We start from the raw sequence: 16,248 nt of genomic DNA on the forward strand, positions 1-16,248 counted from the left end.
AGGGCAATGACCCTCCCGGCCCGAAGTTCATTGCAAGTTGTCTTCCAATGCAACAACTTTCGCATAGGCCTCGCGCACCCGGTCCTTGCCGATCCGGTCCACTATGGCGCGCCACTGCTCGGCCACGCCGTCAAGCGCCTCCTGTGGCGTCTTCTGCCCGGCCAGCGCCTCGGACACGCCGACGGCCAGCGCCGACATGAACTGGTTCACGCCCGGCACCCGCAGGTCGAACACGCGGTTCTTGCTCAGGTCCATCCCCGAAAGCGTGTCGATATAGGTCTGGGCGGATTTCTCGCTCCAGCCCAGCTTGCCTTGCCACAGGTCCAGCGTGAAATGCGACTTGCGATAGGGGTTGACCCCGAAGCGGCCGATCTGCAGGTCGTGCAGCGTGTTGGCCTCGTTCGAGAAGAAGCACAGGAAGTCGAAGGCCACGTCCTTGACCTGCGAGCTTTTCGACACCGCCGAGGTCCAGCCCCAGGTGATGTAGGGCGCGCGGTTGGGCTCGTCGAACCTGTCCCACTTGCCGGTCTTGCGGTTCCACACCTCGTACGAGCCGGGCAATGGCGCCGCGGCCACCTTGTTGCGGATGCGGCTGTCGGGCTGCATGGCCTGGATGTAGGCGTCATCCCAGCTGTAGCTCATCAGCGTCTGCCCGCCGCCGAACGAGAAGATCTCGTCGCCCAGTCCGAAGTTGTTGCCGCCCGGCGGGAAGGTCTTCTGCGCCTCGACGAACAGCTCCAGCCCGCGCACCCAGCCCGGCGTGTTGACCAGCGGCTCCATGGTTTCGAGATCGAAGAAGAACCCACCCTTGACGTCGGGATGCTTGGCAAAGGGCGCCACCCGGCTGATGAAGGCCGAGAACATCAGGTCGTCGCGCTTGACCACCTCGGCCGAGCCGTAGTTCTTCTCGCCGTCGCCATCCCAGTCCCAGTTGGTGAAGAAGGCGGCAACCTCGTTGTATTCCTCCCAGGTTGCCGGCACCTTCAGATCCTTGCCGGTGGCCTCCTTGTACTTGGCCTGAAGCTCGGGGTTGTCGAAGACGTCGGTGCGGTATTTCAGGTAGTGGCGGTCGCCGTCCACCGGGTACTGCACCATCTGGTCGCCCCACGAGGCCACGCCGATATAGTTGGGCGTCACGTCCTTCATGCCGGTGGAGTTGCGGTAGAACTCGGGCACCGGTTCGAGGAAGGGGTTGAGGTCGCCGATCCAGAGCGAGCCGTAGAACATCACGTCATAGGCGTTCTGGCCGGTCTGGAACGGGATCATGATGCGCTGGAACAGGTCGCCGAAGGGCACGTGCACGACATTGACCTTGGCGCCGGTCAGCTCGCTGAACTGCTTGGCGTGCAGCGCCGTGGGCTCACCCATCACCGGGATCGCATGGGTGATGATGTTGAGCGTCTTGCCGCTGTAATCCTTCTTGTCGATATTGGCATAGCTGCAGGTGCCGGGCAGGTCCTCCTTGATGCCGAACCGCGAATAGTCCCCTTGCGCCAGGGCACCCTGCCCCGCCAGCGCGATGCTGCTCGACAGAAGCAGCGCCATCTTGATCGGTTTCATCTTTTCCTCCCAGTTTGATTTGTCGTCCCGTTCTCAGGGTATCAGAACTGCGCGCCCTCTGATCTTCCCGTCGCGCAGATCCCTGAGCGCCTGGTTGGCATCGGCCAGCGCGTATTCCCGGATGGACAGGTTGACCATGCCGCGATGCGCCAGCTCCATCAGCTCGGTCAGTTCGGCCCAGGTGCCGACCAGATTGCCGATTATGTTGCGTTCGGTGATGATCATGTCCACGGCCGGCACCTGGATGTCCTCGCCATAGCCGATGATGTAATAGTTCCCCATCGCCCGGGTCATGGCCAGACCCTTGTGAGTGGTGCCCTTCTCACCGACGAAGTCCAGCACCGCCTCGGCGCCGTTGCCGCCGGTCAGCTCCAGCACCGCCTCGACCTCGTTGCCGTCGGCCTTGACCAGGTGATGGGCGCCGCATTCCCGGGCAAGCTCCAGCGAGGTGTCGGACACGTCCACCACGATGATGTCGGCCGCGCACATCGCGCGCAGCACCTGGATGCCGATATGGCCCAGACCCCCGGCCCCGATGACCACGCATTTCTCGCCCGGCAGCAGATGGCGCGACGCCTTCTTGGCCGCCCGATAGGCCGTCAGCCCGGCATCCGAATAGGGCGCCACGTCCTTCGGCGCCAGCGTCTTCGGCAGGGTGACGATGTTGCGCATCGAGGTCTTGAGATACTCGGCATAGCCGCCGTCGCTGTCGAGCCCCGGGAAGGGGCCGTCGCCATGCATGTCCTCGCCACGCCGGCAGGCCAGGCAGGTCCCGTCCGAGATCTTGGGATGCACGATCACCGGATCGCCGACCTTGAGGTGTTCGACCTCCGGACCGATCTCCTCGATCCAGCCGGCATTTTCATGCCCCATGATCAGCGGCAGCAGGGCATCGCCCGTGGGGTCCATGTGCGGGCGCCAGATGCCCTCGATGATATGCAGGTCCGTGCGGCAGACCCCGGCCCCGCCGATGCGCACGATCACGTCGGTGGACTTCTCGATCTTCGGATCGGGAACCTCCTCGAGCGTCACCCACGACGGCGCCGAAAGGTCCTCGTCATATTCGTGCAATACCTGGGCTTTCATGATGTGCTCCCACAGCCTGTAAATACCAGCCCAAGCATAATCACCGCCCCGCATCGGGCGACGGAAAACAGTGTTCAGAAAAGATCAGGTCAGGGGGTTAGTGTGTTCAGAAACTGAACAGTTCGTGGATTGCCGTTTGCATGGTTTGCTATGCTGGCCCCAGACTGGGCACGGAATCGCCGTCTGATAGGGGGGATCGCGGGAAATTGTCAACCGAGTTTCATATTGCCCGGCGCCAGCTTGAAACCCACGGTCACGTGCCGCCCGGGCTTGTGCCCGGCGACATCGAGAACAGCTGGCGGCGCAGCCTCAAGGCCGGGCTGGATCCGCTGGCGCCGCCCACCGATGCGGCCGTCTCCCTGCCCGAACTGAACGAACGCCGGGCCCGCAACCGGCGCATCTCGCAGCTTGCCCGGCCCGAGCTGGAGCTGCTGTTTTCCCAGATCGCCGGCACCAATTTCATGGTCGCCTTCGCCGATGCCGACGGGGTGCTGCTCGATACCATCGCCGACCCGGATTTCAAGAGCACCCCCACGGGCCGAACCATCGTTCCCGGATCGGTATGGAAGGAGGAACATCGTGGCACCAATGCCCTGGGCCTGGCGCTGGCCACGCGCAAGCCCGCCAAGGTGATCGGGCAGGAACATTTCTTCCGCGAACACGCCACCGTATCCTGCCTTGCCGCACCCATTTTCGACAGCCGGGGCCGCATTGTCGGGCTGATCGACGCCTCCTCGGACATCACCGCACGCCAGCATCACACGCTGGCCCTGGTGAAACTGGCCGCCACGAATATCGAGAACCGGCTTTTCCTCGAGGATCACAAGTCCTCGATCACCCTCTCCTTCCATCCGCGCCAGGAATATCTCAGCACGATGAGCGTCGGGCTTCTGGCATTCGATCTGGAAGGCAACCTTACCGGCTCCAACTCGCGGGCCGTGGCCATGCTCAACGGCATCAACCTCGCGGAAAACAGCCGGTTTTCCGACATCTTCCGCAACTCCTTCGGTGAGCTCATCCATCAGCTTGTCGATGGCAGGACCGTTCAGCTCGAGGACTGGCTCGGCTCTACCGTTTTCGCCGCGGGAAACCTGGCGCGCCGCGGGGACCTGGTCAGGCGCATCCACCAGGGTACCGCCTTGTCACCGGGCAGGGCGCAGGCCCGTGCCGAACCCGCCACGCGGGAAGCGCCGGTTCTTGAAGACCAGCTTCTTCGCCGCCAGATCAGGCTGGCATGCAACGCCGCGCGGGCAGGTCTGCCGGTGCTCATCGAGGGTGAAAGCGGCACCGGGAAACGCACCGTGGCGCAGGAGATTCACGCGCTCGTCCATCCGCGCGCGCCGTTTCTTCCGATCGACTGCGCCGCATTGTCGGCTGCCGATTTCGACAACTTCCCGACCGACATGCCCGGTTTTCGGACCATTCCGGCGGGTCATGGATCCCCGGCGGATGCCATCCGCCAGTTCCTGGAATCGGGCGGCACGCTTCATTTCGATGAGATTTCCCGGCTGCCCGCCCAGGTGCATTTCGCGCTCGGGCGTTTTCTTGACGACCTGTCGCTGCGCCATGACCGGCCCACCGCCGCCGGCTGTCGTGCGGTCGTCTTCACGACCTCCCGGTCGGCCGATGCGCTCGAGGCGGAGGGCTGGCTGGAAAGGGATTTTGTTCAACGCATTTCCGGATATCGATTCACCTTGCCGCGGCTTGAGGAGCGTTCCGATTTCGCCAAGATCTGCCAGTCGATCCTGACCGGCATTTCGTCCCGGCATGTGCTCTCGAAGCAGGCGATCGATCAGCTGGGGCAACGGTCCTGGCCGGGCAACATCCGTGACCTGAAACGTGCGCTGCAACTCGTGGTCGCAAATGCGAAGCACCCGGTTCTGCGCAAGGAAGACCTGCAATGTCTTCAGGCCCTGCCGGGAGACGAGATTTCAGCCTGCCCGCGGTGCAGGGGCAAGACACTGCACGAACAGCGATGCCGCAAGATCCGCAAGCTGCTGCATGAAAGCGGTGGCAATGTCAGCCTTGTCGCCCGGCAACTCGGAATTTCGCGAACCACGGTCTATGCCCACCTGAACGGATAGAGCATGTCGCTCAAAAGTGGGAACCGGTTTTGAGCTTCTCGGACATGCGGGAACAAGAGGAGAGAGCATGTCGTGTGAATGTGAATGAACGCGACATGCTATAACGCTGGGTTTGCGCGACATGCTCGGGCGTGGCCGGTCCCTTGCTGGCTTGGAGCCACTCTCCATCGCGGCGCATTCAGCCGGTCAGCGCGGCGAACAGGCGGGGCAGCTTTTCGGGCAGGCGCTCGACCCGGTCGAGGATCGTATAGGCGTTTTCGCCGAAGATGCGCGCCACGTAACGGTCGGCCTCGGGGTCGAGGGTCAGGCAGTAGCTGTGCACGCCATCCTTGTGCAGCTGCTGCACCGCCTTGCGGGTATCCTCGCGCAGGTAGCGCGGGTCGCGCTCGTCGATGTCGGCGGGTTCGCCATCGGTGACCACGATCAGCAGCTTGTGGCGCTCGGGGCGCATCATCAGGTGCCGCCCGGCATGGCGCATGGCCGCGCCCATGCGGGTGGACAGCCCGCCCTTCATTCCCGCCAGGCGGCTTTTCGCCTCGGCGTCGAGAGGCTGGTCGAAATCCTTGAAGCGGTAATACTGCACGTCGTGCCGCCCGTCCGAGGCAAAGCCGTGAATGGCGAACGCATCGCCGATGCCGGCGATCGCCGCGGCCACCAGCGCCGCCGCCTCGCGGGTGAGCTCCAGCACCGTCCTGTCGGTGCCGCGCACGGTTTCGTTGGTGCTTTCCGACAGGTCCAGCAGCACCACCACCGCCAAATCGCGCCGGTTGATGACGCTGCGCATGGTGATGCGCATGTCGGGTTGCAGACCGAGGCGCAGCATCACCATGGCATCCACCGCGGCGTTGAGGTCAAGCTCGTCACCGTCTTCGAGCTTGCGCTGGCGCATCATCCCCTGGGGGCGCAGCCGGTCGATGATCTGGCGGATGCGGTGCGAAACCCCCTTGTGTTCGCTCAGCACCCTGTCGATGCTTTCGGGATCGCCGCGCCCCTGGCGGCGTTCGTAGACGGTTGCCCAGGCCGGGCGTTCAAGCTGCACGCGGTAGTCCCATTCGGGATAGTGGAAGGGGCCGATGACGGGCTCTTTTCCCTCCATCTCGTTGTATGAGATGCCTTCGTCCTCGTAAGGAAACAGCTCCGTGCCCAGCACCCAGATTTCCTGCGCATCGTCGCCGGCGGTTTCCACCTCGACCTCGTTGACGAATTCCATCAGGCTGACATGCTTGCGGACCTGCCTTTGCGAGGCCGGGATATAGGCCGTGTCCTGCACCCAGTCGAATTCTTCAAGGTTCCAGACGAAGCGGTTGTCGTCGCGCCAGGGCAGGGCAAGGCTTTCGAGGATGCGCAGGGAGGGCAGGGCGCGGCGATGGCTGAAATGGCCGTAAAGCTCGCGCCCCAGATCGGCGGTGAAGGCGCCGTCACGGGCGTGGCTTTCCACATGAGCGTGGAAGCGGGCGGCCAGATCGTCGAGCGGGCCGTCGCCGATCCTGCGCGCGGGGTCGAGCAGCGCCAGCGCGGTGCGCTCCAGCAGCGCCATGCTTTCGTGCTCGTAATCCGCCGCGGGTGCTGCTTCGGCCAGCGAAAGCCACAGCCGGCGCAGGCCCGGAAAGTCGCGCGCCGCGCACCATTCCACGCGGGCGTCTTCCATCAGTCCGATCATGAATTTCTCGGCCGGGGCCAGCGTGCCGGCCGATTGCGGCATGTCGGTATAGGACACATGGGCGGCCATGTGGGCGGCCATGGCGCGGTAGAGGTCGATGCCGGGAACATTGCCGATCCCGTCCACCGCATCGGCAAGGTGCAGCGCGCCCTCCTCGATGAAGGGGCGGAAGCCGGCGCTGTCGGCGGCGGCGGGGCGCAGGAAGAAATCGCGCCCCCAGAAGGCGCGCAGGTAGAAGTTCAGCCGCCGCTGGCTGTCGATGAACAGCGTGCCCTTGCGTTCGCGCTTGAGCACCGCGCGGCTGTCCTCGGTCTCCAGCCCGAAATAGGCCGCCTGGCGGGGCAGATCGCGCCGGTAGGCCTCGGCGCCGAAATCGGCCCAGCGGCGCAGCCCGGTGAGCGTGAGCTTGCCCAGCAGCTCGTCGATCACCCGGAACATGGGGCGCAGGCCCCGGGGCGCGCGCGCCGAAAGCCGGTGCAGCAGCTGCAGATAGGCGCGCAGCAGGTCCGGGTCGCCCAGCCGGGCCGAAACCGCCGGAAGCGTGGCGATCATCCGTTCCAGCACCTGGCCCGAGATCATCGAGGAAAGGCGGAAGACGGCTTCGGCCACGTCGCGGATGATGTCTTCGCCGCAATCCTTGACCACCAGCGGCATTTCGTCGAGCCAGGTCAGCAGCAGCTCGGGGCCCTTGCGCAGGGTGACGATGCCGCGGGCGCCGTCCAGCCAGTCCTTGAGGGCGGCGGGCGACATGACGCGGGCGGCCTCGGCGACGCAGGCCTCCAGCGTGTCGGCCAGCTCCGGGGCGGCGGCGATCAGCTCGTCGCGGTAGTCGTCGAGGTTGACGGTCATGGGGTTGTCCAACGAAGGGGCGGGGCCTGCCTGGGCGGCTTGTTCCGAGCGTGCGAAAGACGGGACGGGAAGCCGGTGTTCCCACCCGGGGCGCGCAGCGGCCCGGGTATGCGCCCGCCCGCCCCCCAGGCGGGCGCATTCTGCGCCCCCCTCGGGCGGCCGCATACCCTGTGTCGGGCGTATGGCCGCTGGGGGATCATCCTGTTACCCGAAAAACGTGGTGACGGCCGCGTCCAGCGTCTCGCGCATGTCCGCGTCATCGGTGATCGGCTCGACCAGTGCCATGCGGCAGGCCGCCGTGGCGGGGATGCCCTTCTCGATCAGCTGACCGGCATAGATCAGCAGCCGGGTGGACATGCCCTCGTCCAGCCCGTGGCCCTTGAGATTGCGCGAGCTTTGCGCCACCTGCACCAGCTTCGCCGCCAGCTCGGGCGCCACGCCCGATTCATGGGCCACGATCTCGGCCTCCACCTTCGCCTCGGGGTAGTCGAAGCTCATGGCGCCGAAGCGCTGCTTGGTGGATTGCTTGAGGTCCTTCATCATCGACTGGTAGCCGGGGTTGTAGGAGATCACGATCTGGAAATCGGGGTGCGCCTCGACCAGCTCGCCCTTCTTGTCGAGCGGCAGCACCCGGCGGTGATCGGTCAGCGGGTGGATGACGACGGTGGTGTCCTGGCGCGCCTCGACCACCTCGTCGAGGTAGCAGATCGCGCCGATGCGCGCGGCCACGGTCAGCGGGCCGTCCTGCCATTTCGTGCCGTTTATATCCAGAAGGAAGCGCCCGATCAGATCGGCGGCGGTCATGTCCTCGTTGCAGGCCACGGTGATCAGCGGCCGGCCCAGCTTCCAGGCCATGTATTCCACGAAACGTGATTTGCCGCAGCCCGTGGGCCCCTTGAGCATCACCGGCATGCGCACGCCATAGGCGGCCTCATAACGCTCCACCTCGTCGGCGACGGGGCGGTAGTAGGGCTCGGTCTTCACCATGAAGTCTTCGCGGGCGGGGGTGCTCATCTCGGCCTCGTCGGTTGAATGTCCGGTCGGGGCGCCGCTGTGAGTAGAGGCGCCCCGCAAGGATCAGACCCTGATCTCGGCGCGGTGCACCAGCATCGCGGTGCCCTGGGTCTGGTTGTAGTTGTCGTAGCCGATCAGGCGGATGTGGTTGCCGGGGTTGGTCTCACGGCACAGCTGCACCTCGCGCAGGATCGCGTCCACATCGGTTTCGCCGAACATCGGCAGCTTCCACATATACCAGTAGCTCATGCCGGCATTCTCGGGCTCGGAATGCTCGATGGCCGGGTTCCAGCCCTTCGAGACGATGTATTCGACCTGGCGGCGGATCTCGTCGTCGTCCATCGCCGGCAGATAGGAAAAGGTGCCCAGCTTACGCGAATTGGGATCCGACAGGCGGGAGGGATAGTCTTGAACGTCGCTCATTGTCTTTCAGTCCTTTCTCGGGCGTTTCGGATCAGCGGTGCTGAACGTCGAGCTTGTCGACGGTGTCGAACTCGAACTTGATCTCTTTCCAGGTTTCCATGGCGATCTTCAGCTCGGGGCTGTGCTCGGCGGCCTTGGTGAGGATGTCCTTGCCTTCCTTCTCCAGCTCGCGGCCCTCGTTGCGGGCCTTGACGCAGGCCTCCAGCGCCACGCGGTTGGCCGCGGCTCCGGCGGCGTTGCCCCAGGGGTGGCCCAGCGTGCCGCCGCCGAACTGCAGCACCGAGTTGTCGCCGAAGATCGAGACCAGCGCCGGCATGTGCCACACGTGGATGCCGCCCGAGGCCACCGGAAAGACGCCCGGCATCTGGCCCCAGTCCTGGTCGAAGAAGATCCCGCGCGAACGGTCCTCCTTCACGTATTTGTCGCGCATGAGGTCGATCCAGCCCAGCGTCGCGGCGCGGTCGCCTTCCAGCTTGCCCACCACGGTGCCCGAATGCAGGTGGTCGCCACCCAGAAGGCGCAGCAGCTTGGTCAGCACGCGGAAGTTGATGCCGTGATTGGGGTTGCGGTCGATCACCGCATGCATGGCGCGGTGCACATGCAGCAGCAGCCCATTGTCGCGGCACCATTTGGACAGCGAGTTGTGCGCCGCCCAGCCCAGGGTCAGATAGTCGGACATGATGATGCGCGATCCGACCTCCTTGGCGAACTCGGCGCGCTTGTACATCTCTTCCACGTCCGGCGCAGTGACGTTCATGTAGTGGCCCTTCTTCTCGCCGGTTTCGGCCTCGGCCTTGTCGATGGCCTCCTGACAGAAGAGGAAGCGGTCGCGCCAGCGCATGAAGGGCTGCGAGTTCACGTTCTCGTCGTCCTTGGTGAAGTCGAGCCCGCCGCGCAGGCATTCATAGACCGCCCGGCCGTAGTTCTTGGCCGAAAGGCCCAGCTTGGGCTTGATGGTGCAGCCCAGAAGCGGCCGGCCGTACTTGTCCAGAAGGTCGCGCTCCACGAAGATGCCGTGCGGGGGACCATGGCAGGTGGCCACGAACCACAGCGGGAAACGCACATCCTCCAGCCTGAGCCCGCGCACCGCCTTGAAGCCGAACACGTTGCCCACCAGCGAGGTGAACACGTTGACGACCGAGCCTTCCTCGAACAGCCCCATCGGATAGGCAATGAAGGCATAGAAGGCATCGTCGTCGCCGGGCACGTCCTCGATCGCGTAGGCGCGGCCCTTGTAGTAGTCGAGATCGGTCAGAAGGTCGGTCCAGACCGTCGTCCAGGTGCCGGTGGAGCTTTCGGCGGCCACGGCCGCCGCGGCCTCCTCGCGCGGGACACCCGGCTGCGGGGTGATCTTGAAGCAGGCGAGGATGTCGCTTTCCTTCGGTGCGTAATCCGGTTCCCAGTATGTATCGCGGTATTCCTTCACGCCCGCCTTGTATGATTTGGCCATGATTCCTTCCTGATCCGATCCTGTTCTGACTGATCCCGTTGGGACAGGTCGCAGCCCGTGACCGGGCAACGCCATGGACAGTATGGCGACTATTCTGTATCTACAGAAATCGATAATGATTATATCGAACATAGACGGTTCACTATGACAGATCCGGCCATCAACCTGTTCGTCCAGGGCATCACGCTGCGGCAGTTGCAGATCTTTGAAACCGTGGTCCGTCTGGGTGGGTTCACCCGCGCGGCCGAAGCGTTGAACCTGACCCAGCCGACGGTCTCCATGCAGGTTCGCAAGCTGTCCGACACCATGCGGCTGCCGCTGATCGAACATGTGGCCGGCACCGCCCAGCCGACCGAAGCCGGGCGTGCGGTCTATCGCACCGCGATCGAGGTTCTGGCGCGCATGTCGCAGCTGAACGACTATGTCTCGATGACACGCGGCGTGGTCCAGGGCCAGTTGCGTCTTGCGGTGATCACGTCGGCGATCTACTTCATGCCGCGGCTTCTGGGCGTCTTCGTCGAGCGCCACCGGGGGGTCACGCCGCAGCTGGCGGTCAACAACCGCCGCGACGTGCTGCGGCGGTTGCGCGCGAACGAGGACGACCTGCTGATCATGGGCCAGGTGCCCCATGAGATCCCGGTCGAGGCGCATGATTTCATCGACAATGAAATCGTCGTGGTCGCCCGGCCCGACCATCCTCTGGCCGGGCAGAGGGCGGTTGCCCTTGAACGCCTGCAGGGGGAAAAGTTCCTTGTGCGCGAGCCGGGCTCGGGCACCCGCAAGGCGGCCGAGAAGCTGTTCGCCGACGCCGGGGTGACGCTGCGGCCCTATATGGAGCTCGGCTCGGCCGAGGCGATCAAGCAGGGGGTGATGGCGGGGCTTGGGGTTTCGGTGCTGTCGCGGCGCAATATCGGGCAGGAACTGGCTGCCGGGCGCATCGCGGTGCTGGACATGCGGGGCTTTCCCATTCGCAGGCGCTGGTACGCGGTGCACCTGAAAGGGAAAGAGCTGTCGCTGGTTGCGCGCACCTTCCTGGATTTCATCCTGGCCGAGGGCGACCGGATTCTGGCGCCCGGGTCAGAGGCCGCAACCGGTACCGCCCCCGCCCGGCAGGAATAGGCACGCTCCTTCCTCTTGCCGGAAAATACTCCGGGGGTGAACGGGCCGAAAGGCCCGGAGGGGGCAGAGCCCCCTGCAACAGGACCGGCCCGCGCAAAGCCGGGTCGGCTATTCGTCGGCGCTGCCACCGGGACTGCAAGCATCGCCGAAGATCGGCCCGGTCCCATGTCGCGTGATGCCCCCGGCCCCCCGTTTGAGAATCAGGCAATCGACCTTCAGCATGTTGGCAAGATCAATGCCCTTTTGCCGCCCCAGAACCATCATGGCCGTTGCCATGGCGTCCGCCGTCATGCAGTCGGCAGCAACCACCGAGACCGAGGCAATGCCGGGCTGCACGGGGCCGCCCTTGTGGCGATCCATGGTATGGGAAAGCCGGGCCCGGCCCACCCGGACCCAGTGGCGGTAATCGCCCGAAGTGGCAATGGCGGCATCCCGAAGTTCCACGATCGCAAGGGTGGCGCCACGTTCGCCGTGATCGGGTTTCTCCACGGCCACGGCCCATGGCCTGCCATCGGGCTGCCGTCCTCTGGCGCGCAGCTCTCCATCCAGAGCAACCAGCGCCGACGGAATGGCGAAATCCTCGCAAACCTGCATCATCCGGTCCACGCCATAGCCCTTGCCGATACCCGAGAGATCAAGCGTGATCGCCTCCAACCGACGGGCGCGCAGGCCGGCCGGGTCCAGTTCCAACCGCTCATGGGCGGGCTTGCGCGGCCGGCCAAGGGCGGCGCGGATGGCCGCTTCGTCCGGGGGGCGGGCATTGAACCCCCAGGCGCGAACCAGATCGCCCAATCCGATATCGAAGGCGCCATGCGAAAGCCGTCCGATTTCCAGCCCGCGCAGAAGAACCGTCATCAGCTCGGGCGGGATCGAGACCCATTCGCCGACCGGCGCCGCGTTCAGGCGCATCAGGTCGCTCTCGGGCTTCCAGGTGGACATCTGCGCATCCACCTGCGCCACGGCTGCCGCCAGGGCGGCTTCCAGGGCGGCAAGGTCGGAGCCCGCCGGAACGCCCAGTTCGGCGCTCCAGCGGGTGCCCATGGTCGGGCCGGAAAGCACTGCTCGTTCCAGATCAGTAGACATCTTCAAGATACCTTCCTTCGGCTTTCAGCAGCGCCGGCTCCAGACCGTGGGGCGTCAGAACCTCCTGCAATGCCTGTGCAACACCGGCGGCCATGTCGCGCCCGCCACAGACCAGGATCTGGGCGCCGTTGCGGACAAGTTCGGCCAGCCGGGCGCCATCCTGGCGCAGAAGATCCTGGACATGGGCGGCCCTCTGGATGCGCGAAGCGGCGATCCTGACCCCGCTCAGCTTGCTCCTGCTCTGCCAGTCGCGGATTTCCCGGTCATACAGGAAATCGGAGTCCGGGTGGCGGATGCCGAAATACAGGTGCATCGGGCGACCCCGGTTGGCTCGGACGAAGCCGGCCAGCGGTCCGATACCGGTGCCGGCACCGATCAGGATCACCGGCTTGCGGTTTCCGGCCGGGCGGAATTCGGGATTGGGGCGGATGAAGGCTTCGATTTCATCGCCGATTTCCAGTTCGAACAACTGCCCCGAACACAGGCCATGCGGGTGCTTGCGCACGCAGATCTCCACAAAGCCGTCGCGGCTGTTGCTGGCCAGGGAATACAGGCGCGCGACATTCGACCCCTCGGGCACGACGCCCAGCAGGTCGCCGGCCTTGAACCGTCGCCAGCCGTGCCCGCGAAGGCGCTCCAGCAGGCTGGTGCGTGGCAGGGCAAAGCGCAGGATTGCCGTGGGGGCCTGCACTTCCCGGCCGTAGTCGCGACGCGAGATCAGCTTCAAGCGATGAGTGCGCGGCTGTACCGGAACATGAGCCAGTTCCAGTTCATGGCCCAGTGCCCTGCCCAGGGCGAGGCCCCAGCGGGCGAAATCCTGCGGCGACTGGCGGTCCACCGTGTCGAATTCCAGAAGCGTCTCCCAGCCCTTTGCCGACGCCAGCGCCGCCACCTGTTTGGCGAATGCGCAATAGGCGGGGAACTGGCGGTCGCCAAAGCCCAGCACGGCCAGCCTTGCGGCAGGAGGGCGCACCATTGTCGCCAGCTTGTCGAGGAACCCTCGGGCCGAGGCGGGCGCCTCGCCATCGCCATGGGTGGCCGCCAGCACGATGATCTGCCCGGCCCGGGTGTATTTCTGCGGTTCGAAGCGCGACATCGGGGCGGCATGAACCTTGTGGCCATGCGTCATCAACGCCTCCATCAGCGTTGCGGCAAAACCCCAGGTCGTGCCGCCTTCCGAACCGACAAGGATCACCGTATCGGCGCGACCCGCAGACACGCCTCCGGGCAGGGAACGGCGGGCGCGGCGGGCAGCCAGCCACAGGATCAGGCCGGTGACGACAAGAGCCGCCCCTCCCAGCACCATCAGCCCCAGGATCAGGCCCCAGGCCCATGCGCCCTGACCGGTATGCAGCATGTAGATGAATTCATTCACCTTCTGCCATGTGCCCGCATCCTGCCAGGACAGCATCACGCCGGTCCCCTGATCGATATAGCCCTTGCCCCGCTCCGTGGTCAGGGTGAACACATCGGTCGGGTCTCCGGCATAGGGAAAGGCCAGGCTGCGCAACTGGCTGACGGGGATTTCGGCAAGGGCCGTCATGGCGGCCGGGCTCATCCCCGTCTGGCCGCTGACCTGGGCCGGAAACGGCGGGTTGGCGGTTTTATGGGGCAGGATGTCAAACGTGCCGAAGGCCATGTAAATGGCAGTGACGGGGGCGATGATCAGCCCGGCTGCGGCGAAGCGGCCAATATCCACGTGCAGCCGTGCAGACGGCGTGCCGCGTGCCCGCGCGAAGAAACGCCGCCACCCGCCCATCCGCCGGGCCACCAGAAGCAGACCGGAAACCGAAAGCACCAGCATCGCCAGCGCCCCGACCGCGGCGGTCAGGCGGCCGCCGTCGCCCAGAAAAAGGGACCGGTGCAGCTCTTTCAGCCAGAGCAGGGTTGACGAAACCTCGTAATCGCCAACGCCCCGACCCGTTGCCGGATCGACAACAACAGCGCCGGGTTCGTCATTCGTGAAATGATAGGCGACGATCCGGCCCGAGGGCGCGCGTCTGATCTGTTCGACCCCGGGGTAGTTTTCAGCCACCCGCGCGGCCAGTTCCGCCACGCTCATCTGCGGCTGCGTCAGGGCCGGGGCCTGCGCCTTTTCCAGGGCAGGGATGACCGACAGCGCCGCTCCGCTGAGTGACAGAACCAGCAACAGCAGAGCCGCAGGCAGGCCGAAATACTTGTGCAATGCACGTGTCATGACAGGATCTCCGCCCGGCTGGATTACTGAAAGGTGAATCTGGCGACATAGCGCCGCCCCGAAACCGGTTTGCCGGCATTGTTCGAGGTCAGAGGAATGACGACGTCGTTCGGGCTGTCGCGGAAATCTTCGACCGCGGCATCAACATGCAGCTGATAGCCCGCATCGAACAGCGCATCGGACAGATCGAAGGTCAGCTCCAGTGCACGGCCTGCGCCGACGCTGGCGCCGGTGATCCCCCTGATCTGGGCCGGGTCGCCGCCCGTGGCGCGATACCAGCCGCTCAGATTCTTGTAGTATTTCGACTTGGTGCCCGCCATCCACAATGTGCCCTTGTAGGCACCTTGCGAGTCGGTGACATAGATCACGAGATAGGCGCCCGGACCTCGGTAATTCTTGAGCGTGGTGGTCAGGGTGACGGGCCTGGCCGCCAGGGCGCCGGGCACGACAAGGGCGGTTGTCAGGGCGAGAGTTGCGAGAATCGATTTCATTGCGTGGGTCTCCGAATTGCGTCTGATGGGGGTTTAGGGGGTTCACCTGACCCCGGCCTGAATGTCCCGCGAAAGCCGCTTAAGGTTGCCGTCAGCTTCCCCGTGCGAAGAAATGGCCCCGCCTCCGAATTGGCGGGGCGGGGCCAGTGGGATGTCTGGATATCGGGCCGGTGCTATCCGCCGCTGCCGGGGGCCGGGTCCGGGCGCTGACGTTGCGTGGATGAATTCATGTAAAGCACGAGCGCGACATGGACGAAAATGACCAGCAACAGGAAATTGGCCAGGAATTCGTGGATTTCCTCCATTGCCTCTGCGCCGAAGCCACCTTCGATTTCGCCGTATTCGTCATCGTCATCCTCATAGCCATCTGCATATGCCGGTGCGGCGATGGCGGGCAGATCGGGCAGCAGCGCAAGGCGTGCGGGCTCGGCCGCCAGCCAGCCCGACACGCCCGTTGCCGTGATCGTGACAAGAAGCACGACAACCGAGAGGCCGATGAACGGGTATGCCCTCACCGGTCGGGGGCCGCGCCCCAGCACAACGTCCCGGCACCAGGCGAGCGCTCTTTTCGCCGATCGCACATGGCGGCTCAGACTGGCCGATTTCGGCCCGACCACGGCCCAGACAAGCCGGGCCGCAATCAGGGCGAGGGCAAGATAGCCGGCATATTCATGCCACAGCCCCAGCTCGTCAGCTGCAAGCCAGGAAAAGGCGACCGAGAAGGCAAGGCTCCAGTGAAAGACCTTGATTGCAGTGAGCGGCCCCCTGATCATTTCACGATCACCTCGGGTTTGCTTCCCGGCGCGAACAGGCCGTTATCGGGCGGGTTGACCGGCGCGACGGGGCCGGCCGGAGGGGTGTTCGCCCGGTTGCGGCGATAATCGTCGTCATCGTCGTCATCTTCATATTCGAACTTCACGATCGCGAAACTGGCCGGATCGACCTTGACCTCGATCTCGCGGCCCGACTGATCGCGGCCTCTGATTTCATAGCAACCATCATCAATCTTGATGCGGCGCACGTTCCAGCCCTGCCTTTCCGCCCAGTCGCGTACGGCATCCCGTGATTGCCACTGGGACATGGGTACAGTGCAATCATCATCTGCAAATGCGGGCACTGCGAGGGTTATGGCGGACAAGGCGATCACGGCACTTGCCAGGATGGTTTTTTTCATCGGATCGTTTCCCGTTCTGGTTCAGCTTGCTTCCTTCATGACCGCGTTTCCTGACGCC

General features: G+C 64.9%; 13 protein-coding genes. 2 read left to right on the plus strand and 11 right to left on the minus strand.

The features are described 5' to 3' along the window. Positions 1-27: 27 nt before the first annotated feature. Complete coding sequence (locus ACZ5CM_RS00580; RefSeq protein WP_464640329.1) at positions 28-1,560, minus strand: ABC transporter substrate-binding protein; 1,533 nt, start codon at positions 1,558-1,560, stop codon at positions 28-30. Positions 1,561-1,593: 33 nt separating this feature from the next. After that, positions 1,594-2,646 (minus strand): NAD(P)-dependent alcohol dehydrogenase, encoded by a 1,053-nt coding sequence (locus ACZ5CM_RS00585; RefSeq protein WP_464640331.1) that lies wholly within the window; start codon positions 2,644-2,646, stop codon positions 1,594-1,596. A gap of 257 nt (positions 2,647-2,903) precedes the next feature. Here ACZ5CM_RS00585 and ACZ5CM_RS00590 point away from each other — a divergent pair, with 257 nt between their 5' ends. After that, positions 2,904-4,730 carry a sigma-54-dependent Fis family transcriptional regulator gene (locus tag ACZ5CM_RS00590; RefSeq protein WP_464640333.1) on the plus strand — a complete coding sequence of 609 codons (1,827 nt, stop codon included), beginning with the start codon at positions 2,904-2,906 and terminating at the stop codon, positions 4,728-4,730. A gap of 178 nt (positions 4,731-4,908) precedes the next feature. Here ACZ5CM_RS00590 and ACZ5CM_RS00595 read toward each other — a convergent pair whose 3' ends face one another. The 4 genes from ACZ5CM_RS00595 to ACZ5CM_RS00610 form a co-directional block, all read right to left on the minus strand. Next, positions 4,909-7,239, minus strand: a complete 2,331-nt coding sequence (locus tag ACZ5CM_RS00595) for a nitric oxide reductase activation protein NorD (RefSeq protein ID WP_464640334.1) — start codon at positions 7,237-7,239, stop codon at positions 4,909-4,911. Positions 7,240-7,443: 204 nt separating this feature from the next. Further along, complete coding sequence (locus ACZ5CM_RS00600; protein WP_464640336.1) at positions 7,444-8,253, minus strand: CbbQ/NirQ/NorQ domain-containing protein; 810 nt, start codon at positions 8,251-8,253, stop codon at positions 7,444-7,446. 63 nt (positions 8,254-8,316) lie between these two features. Then, the gene (locus tag ACZ5CM_RS00605; protein ID WP_464640337.1) at positions 8,317-8,676 is read right to left on the minus strand and encodes a ribulose bisphosphate carboxylase small subunit; all 360 of its coding nucleotides are present in this window, start codon (positions 8,674-8,676) and stop codon (positions 8,317-8,319) included. A 31-nt stretch (positions 8,677-8,707) separates the two neighbouring features. Next, positions 8,708-10,129 (minus strand): form I ribulose bisphosphate carboxylase large subunit, encoded by a 1,422-nt coding sequence (locus ACZ5CM_RS00610; protein ID WP_464642661.1) that lies wholly within the window; start codon positions 10,127-10,129, stop codon positions 8,708-8,710. Positions 10,130-10,270: 141 nt separating this feature from the next. On the opposite strand from ACZ5CM_RS00610, the gene ACZ5CM_RS00615 reads away from it, so the two are divergent. Then, positions 10,271-11,245 (plus strand): LysR family transcriptional regulator, encoded by a 975-nt coding sequence (locus tag ACZ5CM_RS00615; protein ID WP_464640339.1) that lies wholly within the window; start codon positions 10,271-10,273, stop codon positions 11,243-11,245. Positions 11,246-11,353: 108 nt separating this feature from the next. Here ACZ5CM_RS00615 and ACZ5CM_RS00620 read toward each other — a convergent pair whose 3' ends face one another. The 5 genes from ACZ5CM_RS00620 to ACZ5CM_RS00640 form a co-directional block, all read right to left on the minus strand. Continuing rightward, complete coding sequence (locus tag ACZ5CM_RS00620; RefSeq protein WP_464642662.1) at positions 11,354-12,328, minus strand: FAD:protein FMN transferase; 975 nt, start codon at positions 12,326-12,328, stop codon at positions 11,354-11,356. Beyond that, positions 12,318-14,525: a PepSY domain-containing protein gene (locus tag ACZ5CM_RS00625; RefSeq protein ID WP_464640341.1), complete on the minus strand. Its 2,208-nt coding sequence runs from the start codon at positions 14,523-14,525 to the stop codon at positions 12,318-12,320. The genes ACZ5CM_RS00620 and ACZ5CM_RS00625 overlap by 11 nt, the downstream gene beginning before the upstream one ends. A 23-nt stretch (positions 14,526-14,548) precedes the next feature. Next, positions 14,549-15,016 (minus strand): DUF2271 domain-containing protein, encoded by a 468-nt coding sequence (locus tag ACZ5CM_RS00630; protein ID WP_464640342.1) that lies wholly within the window; start codon positions 15,014-15,016, stop codon positions 14,549-14,551. Between the two features lie 173 nt (positions 15,017-15,189). Next, complete coding sequence (locus ACZ5CM_RS00635; RefSeq protein ID WP_464640344.1) at positions 15,190-15,789, minus strand: cytochrome b/b6 domain-containing protein; 600 nt, start codon at positions 15,787-15,789, stop codon at positions 15,190-15,192. After that, positions 15,786-16,190, minus strand: a complete 405-nt coding sequence (locus ACZ5CM_RS00640; RefSeq protein WP_464640345.1) for a PepSY domain-containing protein — start codon at positions 16,188-16,190, stop codon at positions 15,786-15,788. The genes ACZ5CM_RS00635 and ACZ5CM_RS00640 overlap by 4 nt, the downstream gene beginning before the upstream one ends. Between the last annotated feature and the right edge of the window lie 58 nt (positions 16,191-16,248).

The sequence above is a fragment of the Piezobacter thermophilus genome (assembly GCF_055386745.1).